The organism is Acidobacteriota bacterium (genome assembly GCA_009691245.1).
GTDB lineage: Bacteria > Acidobacteriota > Terriglobia > 2-12-FULL-54-10 > 2-12-FULL-54-10 > SHUM01.
In genome coordinates this window covers 33,020-49,570 of the sequence record SHUM01000023.1, presented here as the reverse complement: position 1 = coordinate 49,570, position 16,551 = coordinate 33,020, and the positions used below count along the sequence as shown (strand labels likewise).

15 protein-coding genes and 1 tRNA gene are annotated in these 16,551 nt (G+C 58.8%); 8 read left to right on the top strand and 8 right to left on the bottom strand.

Going from position 1 to position 16,551, the window contains the following annotated elements:
- The first annotated feature begins 121 nt into the window (after positions 1-121).
- Positions 122-577, top strand: coding sequence for a GGDEF domain-containing protein (locus tag EXQ56_07560; protein ID MSO20309.1), 456 nt, complete (start codon positions 122-124; stop codon positions 575-577).
- Positions 578-622: 45 nt separating this feature from the next.
- On the opposite strand, the gene EXQ56_07555 is transcribed toward EXQ56_07560, so the two are convergent.
- The 4 genes from EXQ56_07555 to EXQ56_07540 form a co-directional block, all read right to left on the bottom strand.
- Positions 623-1,666, bottom strand: coding sequence for an HAD-IIB family hydrolase (locus EXQ56_07555; protein ID MSO20308.1), 1,044 nt, complete (start codon positions 1,664-1,666; stop codon positions 623-625).
- Positions 1,632-2,978: a cation:proton antiporter gene (locus tag EXQ56_07550; GenBank protein MSO20307.1), complete on the bottom strand. Its 1,347-nt coding sequence runs from the start codon at positions 2,976-2,978 to the stop codon at positions 1,632-1,634. Before EXQ56_07550 ends, EXQ56_07555 begins: the two co-directional genes overlap by 35 nt.
- A 266-nt stretch (positions 2,979-3,244) precedes the next feature.
- Positions 3,245-4,255 (bottom strand): hypothetical protein, encoded by a 1,011-nt coding sequence (locus tag EXQ56_07545; GenBank protein MSO20306.1) that lies wholly within the window; start codon positions 4,253-4,255, stop codon positions 3,245-3,247.
- 21 nt (positions 4,256-4,276) lie between these two features.
- A complete protein-coding gene (locus tag EXQ56_07540) occupies positions 4,277-5,299 on the bottom strand; it encodes a hypothetical protein (GenBank protein MSO20305.1) in 1,023 nt (340 codons plus the stop codon).
- Positions 5,300-5,546: 247 nt separating this feature from the next.
- On the opposite strand from EXQ56_07540, the gene EXQ56_07535 reads away from it, so the two are divergent.
- Both EXQ56_07535 and EXQ56_07530 read left to right on the top strand, forming a co-directional pair.
- Positions 5,547-5,996, top strand: coding sequence for a CBS domain-containing protein (locus EXQ56_07535; GenBank protein MSO20304.1), 450 nt, complete (start codon positions 5,547-5,549; stop codon positions 5,994-5,996).
- Between the two features lie 617 nt (positions 5,997-6,613).
- Positions 6,614-7,264, top strand: coding sequence for an acyloxyacyl hydrolase (locus tag EXQ56_07530; GenBank protein ID MSO20303.1), 651 nt, complete (start codon positions 6,614-6,616; stop codon positions 7,262-7,264).
- 159 nt (positions 7,265-7,423) lie between these two features.
- On the opposite strand, the gene EXQ56_07525 is transcribed toward EXQ56_07530, so the two are convergent.
- From EXQ56_07525 to EXQ56_07515, 3 genes are all read right to left on the bottom strand, one after another.
- Complete coding sequence (locus EXQ56_07525; GenBank protein MSO20302.1) at positions 7,424-8,167, bottom strand: tetratricopeptide repeat protein; 744 nt, start codon at positions 8,165-8,167, stop codon at positions 7,424-7,426.
- Positions 8,168-8,231: 64 nt separating this feature from the next.
- The gene (locus EXQ56_07520) at positions 8,232-9,128 is read right to left on the bottom strand and encodes a hypothetical protein (GenBank protein ID MSO20301.1); all 897 of its coding nucleotides are present in this window, start codon (positions 9,126-9,128) and stop codon (positions 8,232-8,234) included.
- Complete coding sequence (locus tag EXQ56_07515; GenBank protein MSO20300.1) at positions 9,129-9,578, bottom strand: 4Fe-4S dicluster domain-containing protein; 450 nt, start codon at positions 9,576-9,578, stop codon at positions 9,129-9,131. It lies immediately after the preceding gene.
- 468 nt (positions 9,579-10,046) lie between these two features.
- On the opposite strand from EXQ56_07515, the gene EXQ56_07510 reads away from it, so the two are divergent.
- Together EXQ56_07510 and EXQ56_07505 are read left to right on the top strand one after the other, a co-directional pair.
- Positions 10,047-10,122, top strand: a tRNA-Arg gene (locus EXQ56_07510).
- Between the two features lie 239 nt (positions 10,123-10,361).
- Positions 10,362-10,955, top strand: a complete 594-nt coding sequence (locus tag EXQ56_07505; GenBank protein MSO20299.1) for a response regulator — start codon at positions 10,362-10,364, stop codon at positions 10,953-10,955.
- Positions 10,956-11,030: 75 nt separating this feature from the next.
- On the opposite strand, the gene lysA is transcribed toward EXQ56_07505, so the two are convergent.
- Positions 11,031-12,323, bottom strand: a complete 1,293-nt coding sequence (gene lysA / locus EXQ56_07500) for a diaminopimelate decarboxylase (GenBank protein MSO20298.1) — start codon at positions 12,321-12,323, stop codon at positions 11,031-11,033.
- A gap of 219 nt (positions 12,324-12,542) precedes the next feature.
- On the opposite strand from lysA, the gene EXQ56_07495 reads away from it, so the two are divergent.
- The 3 genes from EXQ56_07495 to EXQ56_07485 all read left to right on the top strand — a co-directional run bounded on the left by EXQ56_07495 (position 12,543) and on the right by EXQ56_07485 (position 15,489).
- On the top strand, positions 12,543-13,046 hold the full coding sequence (locus EXQ56_07495; GenBank protein ID MSO20297.1) for a c-type cytochrome: 504 nt from the start codon (positions 12,543-12,545) through the stop codon (positions 13,044-13,046).
- 199 nt (positions 13,047-13,245) lie between these two features.
- A complete protein-coding gene (locus tag EXQ56_07490; GenBank protein ID MSO20296.1) occupies positions 13,246-14,631 on the top strand; it encodes a hypothetical protein in 1,386 nt (461 codons plus the stop codon).
- Positions 14,632-15,489, top strand: a complete 858-nt coding sequence (locus EXQ56_07485) for a hypothetical protein (protein ID MSO20295.1) — start codon at positions 14,632-14,634, stop codon at positions 15,487-15,489.
- Positions 15,490-16,551: the final 1,062 nt, after the last annotated feature.

The following is a 16,551-nucleotide window of genomic DNA, read 5'->3' as shown; positions in this document are numbered from 1 at the left end:
AGTACAACACCCGCAGGCCGCACTCGGCGCTCGGCTATAGGCCCCCGGCGCCGGGGGCCTATAGCCCTGTCAAAAACCCAGTTTCTCGGCCTCAGGTTGTGATGTAAACTCTCTCACAAGGATTGGTACAAAATCTCGGGCGGGTCAGAACGAGATGCTGGAAAAAGAGATCAAGCGCGCGCAGCGAAACAAGACCTTAATTTCTTTCCTCTACGTCGATGCCGATAACTTCAAGACCGTCAACACGCGCTTCGGCCACTTGTTTGGAGATTTAGTGCTGGCGGAGGTGGGCGGCATTCTGAAGAGTTCGATCCGCGGCTCCGATTTTGTAGTTCGCATGGGCGGAGATGAGTTTCTGGTGGCCCTCGTCGAGACCAACGAAGCGGGAGGCAACATCGTCAGGAATCGGGTTCTCACTCGCGTGCAGGAATGGAACAAAACTTCTCCCATCACCGAGTTTCAACTCAGCTTGAGTTGCGGAGTGCAGGAACTCAAACCAAACGAATCGTTCGATGACGCCATGGCTCTCGTCGACCGCAAGATGTACGCAGCAAAAAGCGCCGGCAAGCAAGAATAGTTCCCCGCCATTCTCCACTCACTACGCTCTTCTCATACTCCAGCATTACAGCACGTGAGTGCGCAGTGCGTGAGCCACGCCGCTTGAGTCACAATCGTGAGTGAGTTGCCAGCCGCGCCGAGTGACGGTGTCCTGCTGGAACTCACTCGTGGCGTTGCCCATCACCACGGCGAGGCCGGCGAACTCCAGCATGTCCAGATCGTTGAAGTTATCGCCGATGGCCATGACCTGCTCCCGTGCGATGCCCAGCGATTGGCCGAGTTGTGCCAGTGCGCGCCCCTTCGAGCATTGCGCGTGGATCACGTCGAGCATGGAGAAGTCCTGCGCGGGATATTCGGTGCGCATCATGCAAAAGGATTCCTCGCCATCCTGAAATGCACCGTCCGGCGCGGGGGCGTCCTCGAACACCATGCCGGCGAAGTGGGCGCGCAGAGTTTCGATCAGTTCGCGCATGGCGGCGACGGGTCCGGCGTAGAGAATTTCCAGCGGGTCGGAGTCGCGCGCAACTTCCAGGCGTTTGACGGTCTCGATCAGCTCGAAATTCTTTTTTGCCCACGCGGAATCGGCGATGGAACGCAGTGGCGAGTTTTCCGCGGATTCCGCTGATTTGGGCAGAGTGGTTAATCCGAAATTTGTGGGCGGAGTGGAGGATTCCGTGAAAGTGTGTACTTTGGGCAATTCCGCGGATTTGAGCATTTGCAACTGCCCCGGCCCATCTCCGTCATACATCAAAACCGCGAACTGGTGGAACTCGCGCGAGACCTTCAGAACCTCCCGCGCTATCCGCCGGGGGAGCAGGCGTTGGAAGTGCGTCTCGCCGCGGCTCGACCGGATGATCGCACCATTGCTGCACACCATGGTCGTCGCAAAACCGAGCGACTCCAGCACTGGCAGCGCGAACGAGTAATTGCGCCCCGTCGTCGGGACCACTCGGATGCCGCGCGCGGCGGCCTCGGCCAGCGCGGCGCGGTCCTCGTCCGATATTTGTTTCTTGGAGTTCAGCAGGGTGCCGTCGAGGTCCACGGCGATCAGGCGGATGTCGTTGGCCATCTCATCACCGACCATCGCCATCAGAGGCAATATTGACAAGCCTGCGGCGGTTCAGGCTCCACTTGAGCAGCGGAGGTGTGACGACGGTGGTTACGATCACCATCACCACCACGGCGGAGAAGGTGCTTTGATCCACGATGCGCTCGCCGCCCAGCACCAGGGTTAGACCAATGTTGGCGAAGATCAGGCCGACCTCGCCGCGGGGGATCATGCCGATGCCGACTGACAGGCGATCCAGCCCCTTCTCCAGCACGCCCAGCATGGCCAGCTGCTTGCCGATGATGGCCGCGATGCACAGCGCGCCCGCCAGGCCCAGCACATTCATGTCGCCGAAGGAGCGCAGGTCGGTGCGCATTCCCATCAGCATGAAGAAGACCGGCACCAGGAACGACGCGATGGGCTCGACCAGATGCTCGAGCGAGTGTTCGCCGCGGTCCGTGAAGTCCCGGTAGTGAACGTCTTCAAGGATCAGCCCTGCAGCGAACGCGCCGACGATGGGCGCCAGCCCGATGACGTTGGCGAGATAGGCGAGAACGAAACAGAACGAGAGGCCAAAAGCCAGCAGCACGCCGGAGGCCTGGAACTTCGATGCCAGTCCAAACAAGCGCGGCGCGATCCTGCCGCCAATCACGAGCGCGCCGACCAGGAACACCACGGCCTTCAGCAGCGTCATGCCGACAGCGATGTAAGACATCTCGCCACCCGCGTTGGCCGCGCTGATGATGCCGGAGACGACGGCGAGAATGATGAGCCCGAGCACGTCGTCAATCACCGCCGCCCCCAGGATGATGCGCGATTCGGTGGTCTGCGAGCGGCCGAGGTCCTTCAGCACGCGCGCGGTGATGCCCACGCTGGTGGCCGTCAACGCCGCACCGAGGAAGGCGTGCATGTAAGAGCTGTGCTCGGGCAGCAGCCACGCGCCCACGCCCCAGCCCAGCGCGAACGGGCCGATGACTCCGAGAACGGCGACCAGGAACGAGCTCCAGCCAACCTTCAGCATCTGCGCGACGGTGGACTCGAGGCCCACCATGAACAGCAGCAGGATCACGCCGAGCTTCGAGAGCATGTCAATGGACGGGTCGGTCTTGAGGTAGTCAAGCGCAGTGAAACCGAATAGAGAGAGATTGCCGAGCACCACGCCCATGGCGAGTTCGCCCAGCACGCTGGGCTGGCCCATGCGCGTGGCGAGATGTCCACCGAGTTTCGCGCCCAGCAGGATGACAGCCAGCGAGAGGACGACGGCGGCGACTGGGTCAATGTGAGATGAGGATTCCGCTTCGGCGGCAAAGGCGGGCAGCGCCAGGAAGAATGCCGCGCCGGTCAAAATGGAGGATTGCTTAGACTTACCCATGGCACCCGCTCCTGACAGATGATTCGCGGCGGACCGTCAGCAGGTGAGTGCCCTCCCTGCGCTACCCGATCGCCTGAACGCCGTTCGCGACATGAATATTCAGGCTAGCAGATTTCGCGTGGGGATTGTGCGCGGGATTGAGATGGTAGCCACGGTGAGCGCATTTCTCACCGTGGGTATTTCGCTATACAGGGGGAGAAATCCAAGGCGCGAAAAATGCCCACGGTGAGAAGAGCGCTCCCCGTGACTACCAATGCGGCGGCAAATTAGAAATCCATTTTTTCGATGAGGTTGTTGAGCTGGCCCTCAAGCGCGACCTTGCGCTGCTGCGTGGCGGAGAGGCGGTCGCGCTGCGTGGCGATCTGCACTTCCTGCGCGGCGAGCTGCTTCGAGTAGTTCTGCACCTGCAACTCCTGTCCCGCGACGCGGTTCAGGCTGTTGATGTTCTCGCGCAACCGGCTCTGATCTTGCACATAATTGTTATGTTGTTCCTGCGCGCGGCGCATCTCGCCATCCGCGCCGGCAATCTGGCGCTTCAGATCGAGTATCTGCTGCAACTGCGCGATGGCCGTGGCGCTAAGGTTCTTGTTGGAAACATATGACGTCAGCACGTCGGGGGTTACGCTGCTGAGGGCCACGGCGCGGTCCAGGACGCGCTCTTCGTTGACGGCAAACTTCTCGGTGGCGTTGGCCGCGACCTTCACTTCAAAGCGATAGGCGTCGGCGGTCTTCTCGGTCTCCGCCATGCCCACCAGGTTGTAGCCGCCGCGCTGCGGATGCTCGATGACGATGGTCTTGGGGTCGGCATCCACGTTGCGGATGGCGAAAGTCCTGGTCTCGGCGATGGCGGCTTTGGTGGCCATCACGCCGCGGCGGATGTGCACCTCGCGCACCACTTCGGCCTTGGAATCAAACGCCGTGGTGATGCGCGTGCCCAGGTCCACGCTGTAGCTGATGAGCCGCTTGTCGTCTTCCTTCAGCGTCTCGACCAGCGCCTCGCCCGCGTAGCCGCCGCCTTCATAGACGGTGATGGGGCCGCCATCGAGCGTCTTGCCGGTGGAGTTGGTGATCTCCATGGAGTGCAGCGGATTCTGCCCGCCGCCCTCGCGAAACACGACCAGCTTACGCGCGGTGATGTCCTGCTGGAGAAACGGCAGCATGGCGGACTCGTTCTTGCGCACTGTTACGGCGCTGCCGAAGCGATACTCGAACAACTCGCCGAGGTCACCTGCACTAGCCGTGGCGGCAATTTGGCTCGGTGACGCGGGCACCATCACTGCTTCGGAAACCGCTCCTAATTAATCTCTCTGTCTTGAATCGGCAAGCATCTTGGACATCGCAGCCTGTGGCGCGTCCATCCGGCCAGCCAAACGCACCGCCTGATTTTCCCGTTTCTCTTCGATCGCACCGCCGTACACCACCGGGGCTTGCGCTATCGACTGCTCGACGTCCGCCGTTTGGCGGCCGATGTAGCGCGGCTCATATAACCTGCTGATGAAGCTGATGGGGCGGCCGGAGACGAGCGAAAGCTGCACGCCGGTCCAGTCCTCGCCGGTGGTGTTGTCGACGATGGCCCAGCCCTCCAACATCGGCTTGGCGGTGGCGTTAGTTGAAGGTGGATAGATCAGGCGATAGGACGACTTCCAGACGGGCATGGGGATCATGTAGCTGGCGGTTACGTCGCGCGCCTGCCCGCCGGTGGAGTCGATATACACGCTGCGCTTGTCGCGTGAGCGAGCCTGGTTCAGCGCGGCAAGATAGTCGCCGAACTGCGTTTGGAGTTTGGCGTCGAGAAACTTCATGCCGGAGGCCGCTGTGAGGTCCACGTTGCGGAACTCACCGGTATCGAGCAGCAGCGAGACCTGCTGCGTCTCCTGGCGCTGCTCGGTGCGCGGGAGCACGCGTGCGCCGATGATGGCACCGCGCACGGTCTCGCTCGCAAACTTCATCTCGATCTGCGCACCCTTCAGTTGATCGAGCACGGTGGTGATGGGCTGGCCTTCGCCGAGCTGGAAGGGAAACTCGGCGAGCTTGCGCTCGAGCGGCAGGCTCGAATCATAGCGTAGCCCGGTGATACGTCCCTGTCCGGACTCCTGCAGGGTCAGAGATTTCAGCACGTCGTTCATGTCCCCTGCGTTGAAGTCGAGTTGCGCCGACTCCCCCGCGTTCAGCCGTCCGATGCGTTGGAAGTAGCCGATGCCGTGCTTGAACAGGACGACGTGGCGGACAGGAAGTTCAGCGGCCTGGACGCCAACGGCCTGGACAGCGGCGGCCAGCAACAGTCCAATACCGGACAACGTATACCAGCGGTAGATAATCATGATGCGTGTTCCCCCGATTGAAATTATAGACTCTTGCTTCGATGCCGAAAGAGACATTTGGGTTGACGGCAGGCCAAAAGTGCTTGGCTGGATACGTCCTCAATGTCATTCCGGGGGATGACTTATTAGGTCCACAATAGTGGACACCAAATTGAGGTCAAGGTTCCAATTTGCAAGAATCTGCATGGTATTGGGATGAGTTGCGGTAGTTTTGTCAGGTCGGAATGCCGGTGTGGAGCGGAGGGCAATGACAGATTCTACTAAGCGCGGAAATCAAAAGACGATTGCCGAATACATGACCACCAATCCCACCACCATGAGACCCTCGCAAAGCCTGCTGGAGGCCGCATTGCTGATGCGAAGTTCCGGCTTCCGCCATATTCCCATCGTCAGCGATGGTCAGCTTGTGGGCATGTTGTCGGACCGCGATGTCGCCCGGCTGACGCCCTCAATGCTGTTGCCGCACTCAGCCAGTGAGCACAATGACGTGATGGAGCAGACTATTATCGGCAAGGTAATGACTCGCGAGCCGGCAACCACGGCTCCTGACGCCAAACTGGCCGAAGTAGCCGAGGCATTTGTAGTTGGCAAGCTGGGCAGCATGGCCGTGCTCGAAGACGGCAGCCTGGTGGGGATCATTACAGTGAGAGACATGCTAAGAGCATTCCATGATCATCTCACTCAGAATGCCGCCTAAGAGTCCGTACAGCGCATCCTCCACACGAATCGCTCGCCCTCATCCTCTTAGCAGATCAGAAAGTCTCGGTAAAAAATAAAGGGGCTGACATCGCTGCCAGCCCCCCCCCCGAAAGGTCAATCAGAAGTTCGTCCCCCCGGCGTCCCTCCAAATCAGCCCTTCGTTTAACAAACTTAGAATAGGCGATGCCCAACAGGTTGACCATAGCACCCGGGTCTCAATTTCGAATGGGACTGCAGCCCTAGTAATACTAGGCCTATCGCGTGTACTAATCAGCAGAGGCCCCACGATCAGCCTGGACTCCACGAACCCGGAATGCTGGCGACCATTCTCAGGCGCGATGAATTCCCTAAGATTCTTGATTGGGAGTATGAAATAAAAAAGGGGCTGGCACGGTTGCCAGCCCCCCGAAAAGGCCAATCAGAAGTTCGTCCCCCCGGCGTCCCTCCAAATCAACCCTTCCGTTCAACAATCTCAGAATAGTCTGGAGATTCGTTTGCTACCATAGAACCAAGGTCACCTTTTACAATAGGACTGTCGTATCGTATCGCAATAAATTCTGCGCCGCCGGCGTGAGCCGGCAAGTCTCGTCGACGCAGAGGAAGCAAAGGAAGCAGATGAGACAGATGAAGCCACGGCGGACTGGGTGGCGGACTGGGGCGCTGGCCGGGGCGCGCATTTGTCTGCGCGTTGGTCTGCTCGTTGGTCTGCTCATGGCCGTGGCCAGCGCAGCTCGTGCGCAGTCGGGAGCATTCTCTTTGCCCCTGGAGAAACACGCTCATGAGTTCGCCATCACCTCGGGAGCCGCAATGGACCTGCCCGGCGGCACGCGCGGCGGCGAGTACTTGAGCATACAAATACGAATGGGCCGCGTGCTGCTCAACTCCGTCGGCAGGCGCCCCTTCCGCGGCTCGCTGGAAACAGCGATGGAATTCGAGCCGGTCTTTTTGATTCGCCAGCAAGGTGCGATCTATGGCGTGGGCGCGGCACCGACGATGTTGCAGTGGAACTTTGAAAGCGGCGGCAAGGTGGTCCCCTACATCAACGTGGCATCTGGGATGCTGCTTACTTCGGAGAAGTTCCCGCGCGGCGCTTCGCATTTCAACTTCACGCCGCAAGGCGGGTTTGGCGCGTATTGGTTTCGCTCATCGCGACGCGCCTGGATATTTGGCCTGCGCTACCACCACATCTCAAATGCTGGCATGACCAAATACAATCCAGGCCACAACGCTCTCTATTTCCACAGCGGCATGTCCTGGTGGAAATAGCGACAGGGGGCGAGCCACGCCATTCGCCAAGCGGGAAACCTCTCTTAAGCGCGACACGCAACCGTGCTGCAAGACTGTCCAAGGACACTCTTCAGAATCCGCAATCGACTGCTACCCCGATTCAAATTGCTCCGCCTTGGTCAGATTAATTGGATGCACTCAACGGTTGGGGGGAGGCGGCGAGGTAGATGCGGAGAACTTTGAAAAATCAAATTCGGAAGTGGGCTTGCCAGAAGTGGGCCTGGATGCCGCCGGCCAGCTCACAGGTCCGCTAATTTTCTGCAAGCCGCCATGGGCATTCTTGCCGCTTTCGGAATCTGGATCGCTGGCCACGGCTTGGTTCCAATACCGTTGCGCCTGATCGAGATTGCCCTCATTGGCATGGATTGCGCCCAGATTATAGAGGGCATCCACCTGCCTGGAGTTCTTCGCCAGCACCATGTTCATTTCATCAATCGAAGCTTTGGTGTCGCCCAATTCATGGAGGACTCGGCCCAGTTCCAGGTGTCCATCGGAATTATCCGGATCTTTTTTCAGAATGTCCTTCAGGTAGCCGACGGCCTCTGAGAGTTTTCCCATCTCACGTGAGAGTTCGGCCAGGCGAAACAGGATCGGGGTGTGGTCGGTATTTTCTTTCAACAGCTTTTCGAGAGAATGAACTTCTTCTTCCTTTGCCTTGTTTAGAGCCTTGTCTGGCGCCTTGTCCGCACCAGGCATGCTTTCCGAGCCATCCCCTGGGGCCACGGGCGGATGGCCGGGAGGTAATGAGGTGGCGGTCGAAGCCTCCGCCGGCGCTCTATCTTTTGCCGGTCGCTGCAATGCAAGCACAATCAGAACGACGGAAAAACATGCGCTTGCTACCAATGCGGTCATGAATAAATTGCCATCTAAAAACTTTTTCACACGGTGCCCCCTCCTCGCTGAAATCCGCAAACGCTCAAGGCGTTCGACGCGAGCTGCAAGACAGTTAAACCGAAACGAGCGCTTGCTTGGCTTCTAATTCTGCTTTGGCTTCATGGGAAGCCGCCAATGTCATAGCTTGCATCCGCGATGCCACGCCGATCTTGGCAAGGAAATCGCTGGGCGGCGTGCCGCCGGCGAGTACCCACACAAAGTCATTGGGAATTACCTCAGTGACGCCTTGAATATCCAGCACGACCGACTGGCTGTTGATCTCGACAGGACTTGAATTAAATAATACACGGACTTTTCCCCTGCGCGCATAGTCCTGAATCCGCCGGGAATTCCGCTCCTTAATTCTATTAAAGGAATCGCGGCGGCAGGAAAGTGTAATCTGATTTCCGGGTTGCTCGGAAAGGCCCATGGCGGCCTCCACGGCGCTGTCGCCGCCGCCCACCACCATGATTTTCTTGTTCACATAGTGATCCGCCTCAATCAGGCGGTACATCACCTTGGACAATTCTTCTCCCTTGATTCCCAACTTCCTGGGTGTGCCGTTGCGGCCAATGGCCAGCAGCACGGCACGTGAATGGTGTTTTCCGGTGTTGGTCGCCACCGTGAATATTCCTTCCGCATCACGTGATATGTTCTCCACGCTCTCGCCGGTCTTCACGTGGAAATCCGGCCGCTCCAGCACCTTGTTCCAGAATGCCAGCAGGTCTTCCTTTGATAATTCCATTTTTTTGAATTTGCCGTGTAGCGGGAACTGTACCGGACTGGTCATCACCAGCTTTTGGCGTGGGTACTTGGAGACGGTTCCTCCAATCTCGTCGCGTTCGATGGTGAGGTAGCTCAAACCATTTTCGATGACCCGCAGCGATGCGCTGATTCCCGCCGGGCCCGCGCCAATAATCAGAACATCCAGCACATTCGCGGCAGCTGGAGATCCGCGTCCGGTGGCAATTCACGCGGAGATGGTGTCGATGCAGTCGCGTCCTTGATTGATGGCGTTCTTGATCAGCGCCAGCCCACCCAGTTCGCCGGCGATGAAAAGGTTTGCAGTGCTCGTCTCATAATCCGGCGTCAGGAACGGCATGTCGGCGCTCATGGACGGGGCGGCCATAACCATGGTGATGGCGCCCACCGGGCAAGCCTCGGCGCACAGGCCGTGTCCAATACATTTGTGTCCGTTGACGATTACCGCCTTGCCGCCGAGCATGGCCAGCACGTCGCCTTCGGGACACACGGTGGTGCAGGCCTGGCAGCCGATGCAATGCGTGGGGTCAATATGCGGATGTTGAGCCTTGGGGCCTTCGGAATATAGCTGACCATTCTGCGCCGCTTCCTGCGCTGCGTTGAGCAACAGGAGGCAGACAAACAGGAGAATCCCGACATGAAGCTTCTGCCACCGCATATTGCTAGAGTAGCCCTCGCAATCATCCTGCAGACGAATAATCCTGTTTCCCAAACAGGTTCAGCGGAAACGATCTGAACTCCAGCAACTTGATTGCCACAGGGCGAGACATGATTACTTCGCGATGAAATCGACTTTCCCCTTTCTTGGTAGGCGCGCGAGTTCCCCAGATTGCCCTATTCAAAAAATAGATAGTGAATCGTGCGTGCGAGCGACTGCTTGAAAAGCAGCTGCTCAACATCCGAACCGCTTCAATAGAATTAATGACATCAGCGGCGTACGGGACCTCTGTATGAATTTGACGTAGGCATCAATGCAGATTTCGCTGATTGGCATTGGTCTGCTTCTAAGGAAGCCATTGAAACCAACCACCCGGAATTTTGCTACACTTTGAAGGAATAGAGAGGTTTTGCTACAGTGAAACAACGGTCGATGAAATTGCTTACGGGAGTCCTTTTAGATTCGTAAGGGCGCGTAGCTCAGGGGATAGAGCATCTGCCTTCTAAGCAGAGGGTCGTTGGTTCGAGACCAACCGCGCCTACCATCTTCATCCTAATTGATTGTATGGATTTAGAATCGGGCTCAGCTCGCTCATTTTGCCGCATTCTGGGAGGCCCATGGCAACTGCTCTGACTCGAAAAGAGTACTCCGCGAATGTGATTGCGCTGAGTTGTGGCCCGAAGATGGCTGCAGCATTGCTATAATTGGCGGGGATGAAGATGTCCGCGCAAACCCATGAACCACGCAAATTGAACCACGCAGATTAAAACCGCACCCCTGTCAATGCAGGAGAATATTAAGATGATCGAGTCTCGACAAATCACTCTGCACTGCATGACCTGCCGGAACCACAAAGTATTTAATCTGAACATGGATCAGGTGCGCAAGCTGGCTGAGGGCCGTGGACTGCAGCTGCAGTGTGCCTATTGCACGGTAGCCCGGATTTGGCAACCAGCCGAACCAGTGGTGATCAATGAGATTGATCCCTCCATTTCCACCAGGGCCAAGACGATCCTTCTAGTGGACGACGACGACCTGATTCTAAGGCTGCTGCAAAAAGTGCTGGAGTCCTGGGATGCTGAGATTGAAACAGCCAGCAATGGAAAAGATGCGCTTTCCAAGCTGGCCTCACGCCAATTCGATCTAATGATCTGCGATCTGCAGATGCCGGAGATGAGCGGCCAAGTCCTGTTCACTCACGTTCAGGATAACGCGTTACTGCCCGCCGAGCGTATCCTCTTCCTCACTGGGGACAAGCGTCCGGAAGTGAAGGAATTTCTGGACAAGTCCGGCTGTTACTTCCTCTACAAGCCCATTCAATTTTTGGAATTTGCCAGCCAGGTGCAAGCCGTGCTGGCCAATGAAGTCAAGGAATAGCGGGACTTTGCAGCCGATCGATCCGGCTTCTAAGCACTAGTCCCAGATTTTCTCCTTCGCATACTTGATCCAGTCTTATGCGAATTCTCCGCGAATCAGGTCGCGCAAGCTTTCCCGTTTGCGAACCACTCGCCACTCACTGCCATCCACCATCACCTCAACGGCGCGGGGTCGGGAGTTGTAGTTTGAACTCATCACAAATGAGTACGCGCCCGCGGTGTCAATGGACAGCAGCTCACCGGCCTGCAAAGAAGGCATCTCGCGGTCGCGGGCAAAGAAGTCGCCTGACTCGCAGACCGGCCCCACCACATCTGCCACCATCGGTTTCTGCTTCGCGGAAGCTTTAGCGAGCAGCACCGGGCGAATGTCGTGATGTGCGCCATACAGCGACGGGCGGATCAGATCATTCATCGCCGCGTCAACAATGACGAAACGCTTGCGGCCCTCGGCTTTGATATGGAGCACGCGAGTCAGCAAAACTCCTGCTTCGGCGACAATCGCGCGGCCCGGCTCCACGTAGAGCTTCAGCCCGCTGCCTCGTACGCAGCGCAGCACGGTGCGCGCATAGGCCGCAATGCTGGGCAAAATATCGGAGGACTTATACGCCACGCCCACACCGCCGCCCGCATCCAGATGGCGCACCGGACAACCTTTGGCGCGCAAGCGGTTGGCCAACTCCACCACTTTGGTCAGCGCTTGCGAGAATGCGCTGAGGTGCGTGATCTGCGAACCGATGTGGCAGCTCAAACCTTCCAGCCTGATGCCGCGAAGTGCCTGGGCGCGTTGATAGAGCTTCTCCGCCTCACGGATGGGAATGCCGAACTTGTTTTCGCGCAGCCCCGTGGAGATGTAGGGATGGGTGCGCGGGTCAACATGCGGATTCACCCGCAGGCCAGCCAGCGCCTTCTTGCCCGCTTTACGGGCGCGCTCGTCGAGCAGCGTCAGCTCGCTCTCCGACTCACAATTGAACATGCGTACACCGGCGGCCAGCGCGTAGTCCATCTCCTCGGCGGTCTTGCCGACACCGGAAAATACGGTACGCGCCGGGCTGCCACCAGCTTCGATCACGCGATAGAGCTCGCCGCCGGACACAATGTCAAATCCCGCTCCCTGTTTGGCCAGCAATCGGAGCAGAGCCAGATTGCTGTTGGCCTTGACCGCGAAACAAACCTGATGCGGATATCCACGCAGCGCACAGTCAATCTCGCGGTAGCGCCCGAGCACGTGATTCCCGCTATAGACGTACGCTGGTGTGCCCACGCGCGCGGCGATATCCCGCAGACGGGTTTTGTCGCAGAACAACTCCCGATGTTGATCCTTGCCTAGACCGCTTGATTGATACGTGAATGGCTTCAGTAGTTTTTTCATTCTGGCGAGCGGGCCGCGGTGACGCATGTTAGTAAGGATGGCCGCAGCCGCCCCTTCAATCATGGGTAATTAAAGCCGCATCTTCAGGCGTATTGGGCCGTACACTCTCTCCTGCCTTGTATATTTCACCCCTTGCGCCACTGTAGCCTACACGCTACTCTCCAGCAAGGGGCCGGACTCGATCAGCGAGTTGCCGACACCTATTAGAGGGCTACGCGAGTGAAGAAAAAATATGCAGCGGCGGGTCTTGCTTTGATCGGAGCGGTATTGCTGTTCGCCGTCTTCTCCTTTCTGCGCGAGAACTGGTCGGCCAGCGGAGCGCCCGGTGGAGTGGAGCGCTGGGTTGCGCGCTGGATTCTGTTCCGCAATCGCGGCGCCGACACCGACGTATTGAATCCATTGCCTCAAAATGCGGAGACCCTCGCCGCTGGCCGGGTGATTTATGAGAAGCATTGCGCCTTCTGTCATGGCGCCGATGGCAAGGGACCCGGACCCAACGGCATGAAGTTCTATCCACCCGTGTCTTCCCTCGCGCCCACTACCGCGCCGCTCACCGACGGGCAGACCTTCTCCATCATCGACCTGGGCATTCGCTACACGGCCATGCCGGGCTTTGGCGAGGCGTTGCCGGACGAGGACATCTGGAAAGTCTCTCGCTACCTCCATAGCCTCTCGGCCCAGAGCTTGTCCGTGGGCGATGCTGGTTCGCCTATTTCCCACTAACGGCGCAAGCCGGAACGACTGGGGCTGGAAAATCCGGTCAGACTACGAGACAATGTGAGCTTGAGTTTCTAGCGTTGGAGTCTGGCAGAGGAGGCTGTTTCTCCTATGCCAACTTTGCCAAATTATCCAAATTGCACAAAGTGCACACTTTCACGGTTTAATCAGCAAACGACCCGTTAGCCCCAGGAGGAGTTGCTTCATGAATCACCCGAAATTTTCCCCACCCAGAGTGGGAGTGATTGTCTCGGCGATTTTTTTTCTGGCCGTAGGATTCACCTATTGGCCAGCGGTTCTGCCCACATCGTCGGAACTCGCGCAATCATCGGAATCGGCGGACCGCCAGGCAACCGGCCAGCCGCGCCTGGTCTCTTCAATTCCCATGAGCGATCCCGCCGCCCCCATGTGCGAATGGACTCCAGTGAGCGCGGAGGCAGGCGCAGCATTTTACCAGCCGGGCTATCAGCCAATTGCCATGCAGAATCCCACCGCTGACGCCGCGCGCAACTCGCGCGATCTGAAGCGCCGCTATATTCCCGGTGAAGACGAGAAGCCGCCCCTGCGCACCATCCGCGATACCTACCCCACCTACAGCGCGCTGGCCGTCGACTTCAATTCCAATGAAGTATTCTTGCAGGACGAGAACCTGTTCGGCATCAAGGTCTTCGACCGCAACACCAACACGCCGTCCAACGCCGCCTTCAGCGAACCCAAGCGCATGATTGACGGCCCCGAGACCAAGCTGGAGTTCAATTGCGGCCTCTACGTTGATCCCAAGACCGGTGACATCTACTCCGTGGCCAATGACACGGTCGACACTATGGTCATCTTCCCGCGCAACGCCGAGGGCAACGTAAAGCCGATGCGCGAGCTGCGCACTCCGCACGGGACGTTCGGCATCGCCGTGGACGAGGAAGCGAATGAACTGTTCCTCACCGTGCAGCACGAGCACGCCGTAGTGGTCTATCGCAAGCAGGCCGCTGGCGACGAGAAAGAGCTGCGCCGCATCGAAGGCCCGCTCACCGGCCTCGAAGATCCGCACGGTATCGCGCTCGATCCCAAGAACGGCGTGATGTACGTCAGCAGTCACGGCAACTTCAACGATCGCCAGAAGCCCGGCACGGGCCGCTTCGACAAGCCATCCATCACCGCCTATCCGCTCAAGGGCAGCGGCAACATCGCGCCGCTGCGCACCATTGAAGGTCCCAAGACGGGGATGAACTGGCCCGCCGCCATGGCCTACGATCCGGCAACGAACGAGCTGTACGTGGCCAATGACGTGGGCGACTCCGTCCTGGTGTTCGGCCCCGAGGACAAAGGCGATGTGGCTCCGCGCCGCATCATCAAAGGACCGAAGACGGGCATCAAGAATCCCACCGGCGTCTATCTGGACCCCAAGAACAAGGAAATCTGGGTGGCCAACATGGGCAACCACACGGCCACTGCGTTCGCCATCAGCGCCAGCGGCAACACCGCCCCGTTGCGCACCATCCGCAGCGCCCCGCAAGGCAAGGTGGCGCTGGCCATCGGCAATCCCGGCGGCGTCGCCTATGACAGCAAGCGCCAGGAAATACTGGTGCCCAACTGAGTGGCTCATCCGCAGATCGCTGCATTCCCCAGGATGGGGAAAGAAAACACTCAGCCCAACCGTTTGCTCGCCGGACAGCGCACGCTGCTCGGACGCACCATGCACGACATTCGCTATGACGCCGTGAACGACGAGTTCATGGTAACCAACCCGTTCGCGCAGGCCATTCTGGTTTACAAGGGCGACGCCGACGGCGATGCCGCGCCCATCCGCATCATCCAAGGATCGAAGACGCAACTGGCCGGCGCGGTCTATTCGGGCCTCGATCGCTTGGAAGTCGATCCCGTGAACAACGAGATCATCGTCGGCATCGGCGCGGCGATTATGGCATTTCCGCGCACCGCTAATGGCGATGTCGCGCCCTTGCGCATCATCAAGGGCCCGAAAACGCTGCTGCGCGGCGCGCAGACCGTGGTCGCCGACCCCATCGCCAATGTGCTGGTGGCCGGCGGCAACTACGCCGGCGGCAGCTCCGGGCAGATGGGCGACTTGGGCGCCGGCGGCGGCATGGCCACCTACCCGCGCACTGGAAATGGCGACATTCCTCCGCGCACCATCATCGCCGGACCCAAGACCGAGATCGTGCGCATTAATCAGATGGCGCTGATTCCATCGCGCGGCTGGATCGTGGCGACCCAACCCGGCGCGGGTGGCGAGGCCGAGCCGAAGAATACCTTCGTTGGTGTCTGGCACGTCAACGACAATGGCGATGTCGCTCCCAAGTGGAAGATCGGCGGGCCTAAGACCACGTTGAAGAAGCCGCGCGGCGTAACCGTGAACCTGAAGAACAAGGAGATCATTGTGGCCGACATGCGCACCAACTCCGTGCTGACCTTCAGCTTCCCGGAGATCTTCTAGGCCATTTTTACAGTTGGTGTATCAGAGCCCCGACCGCCAGAGAGGGGGCACGTTCAACGGTCCGTAATATTCGGCCAGCGTGCCCCCTCCCTGGCGGTCGGGGCTCTGATACACCAACTGTAAAAATGGCCTAGCCGAACGAGTCAGAAAAATAACGCAACATTTCCAAAGCAGCGCCGACATCGGCGCTGCTTTTGCGTCACAGAGCCGCGCGCGTCAGCGAGCGAACCGGGTGGTCATACCGCACCGCTCGCTTTGATTCCGGTACGCGACACCGAACATCGTGCCCACGGCGCCCGGTCCACTCCCTTACGGCCTGCCCCGGCGTGCCGTGGGTCGCGGCTCTGTTTGGATCGTGTAGGCAGCCTCTACCGTAACTATAAAAATGGTCTAGATGGCATTCCGCTTGCCCGAAGGGCAAGACTGTGAATAGCCGCAGGTGAAACCTACGGACCCGAATGCCTCATAACGATAACGGCCCTGAAGGAGTCTGCATGATAACGCTGGTTTTTCGTAAGAGCACGGTTTCAACCGTGCCGTCACAACAGCGTGGAACCAGCGGTTTTGACCGCTGGGGTACGATGTACGGGCGACATCGTGCGCTCGTTATGACTGTGAACCTCAGGGGTTAAAACCCCTGAAATTTGGGGCGAATAATCGGCACGGTTGAAACCGTGCCCTCACGCAAAATTGAAGTTATCACACAGACTCTGCAGGGGCCGGACATTCCCCGCCGGTCCATTGGCCATAGCGGGCACCTTGCGCAAATTGGACGCGCCGTTACCTGTTCGTACCTTGCGAATGCAACAAACGGTAGTCATCCACTGCGGGGTTGCTGGCATAGGTGGGGGTCTGCAACCGTAGGTTGGCACCTACGGCTATTCACGGTGTTGCCCTCCGGGCAACTTCAGAAGGCGCGGCGTTGGCCGCCTGGCTGGGTAGGACCACCACCGGGTTGTTGGCCGGGGACGGAAGGAATGCCGATGGGCTGCTGGCCCGATGTGCCTGAACCAGTTCCGAAGGGATTGTTTTGTCCGGGTATTGGATTGAAGCCCGGGTGGC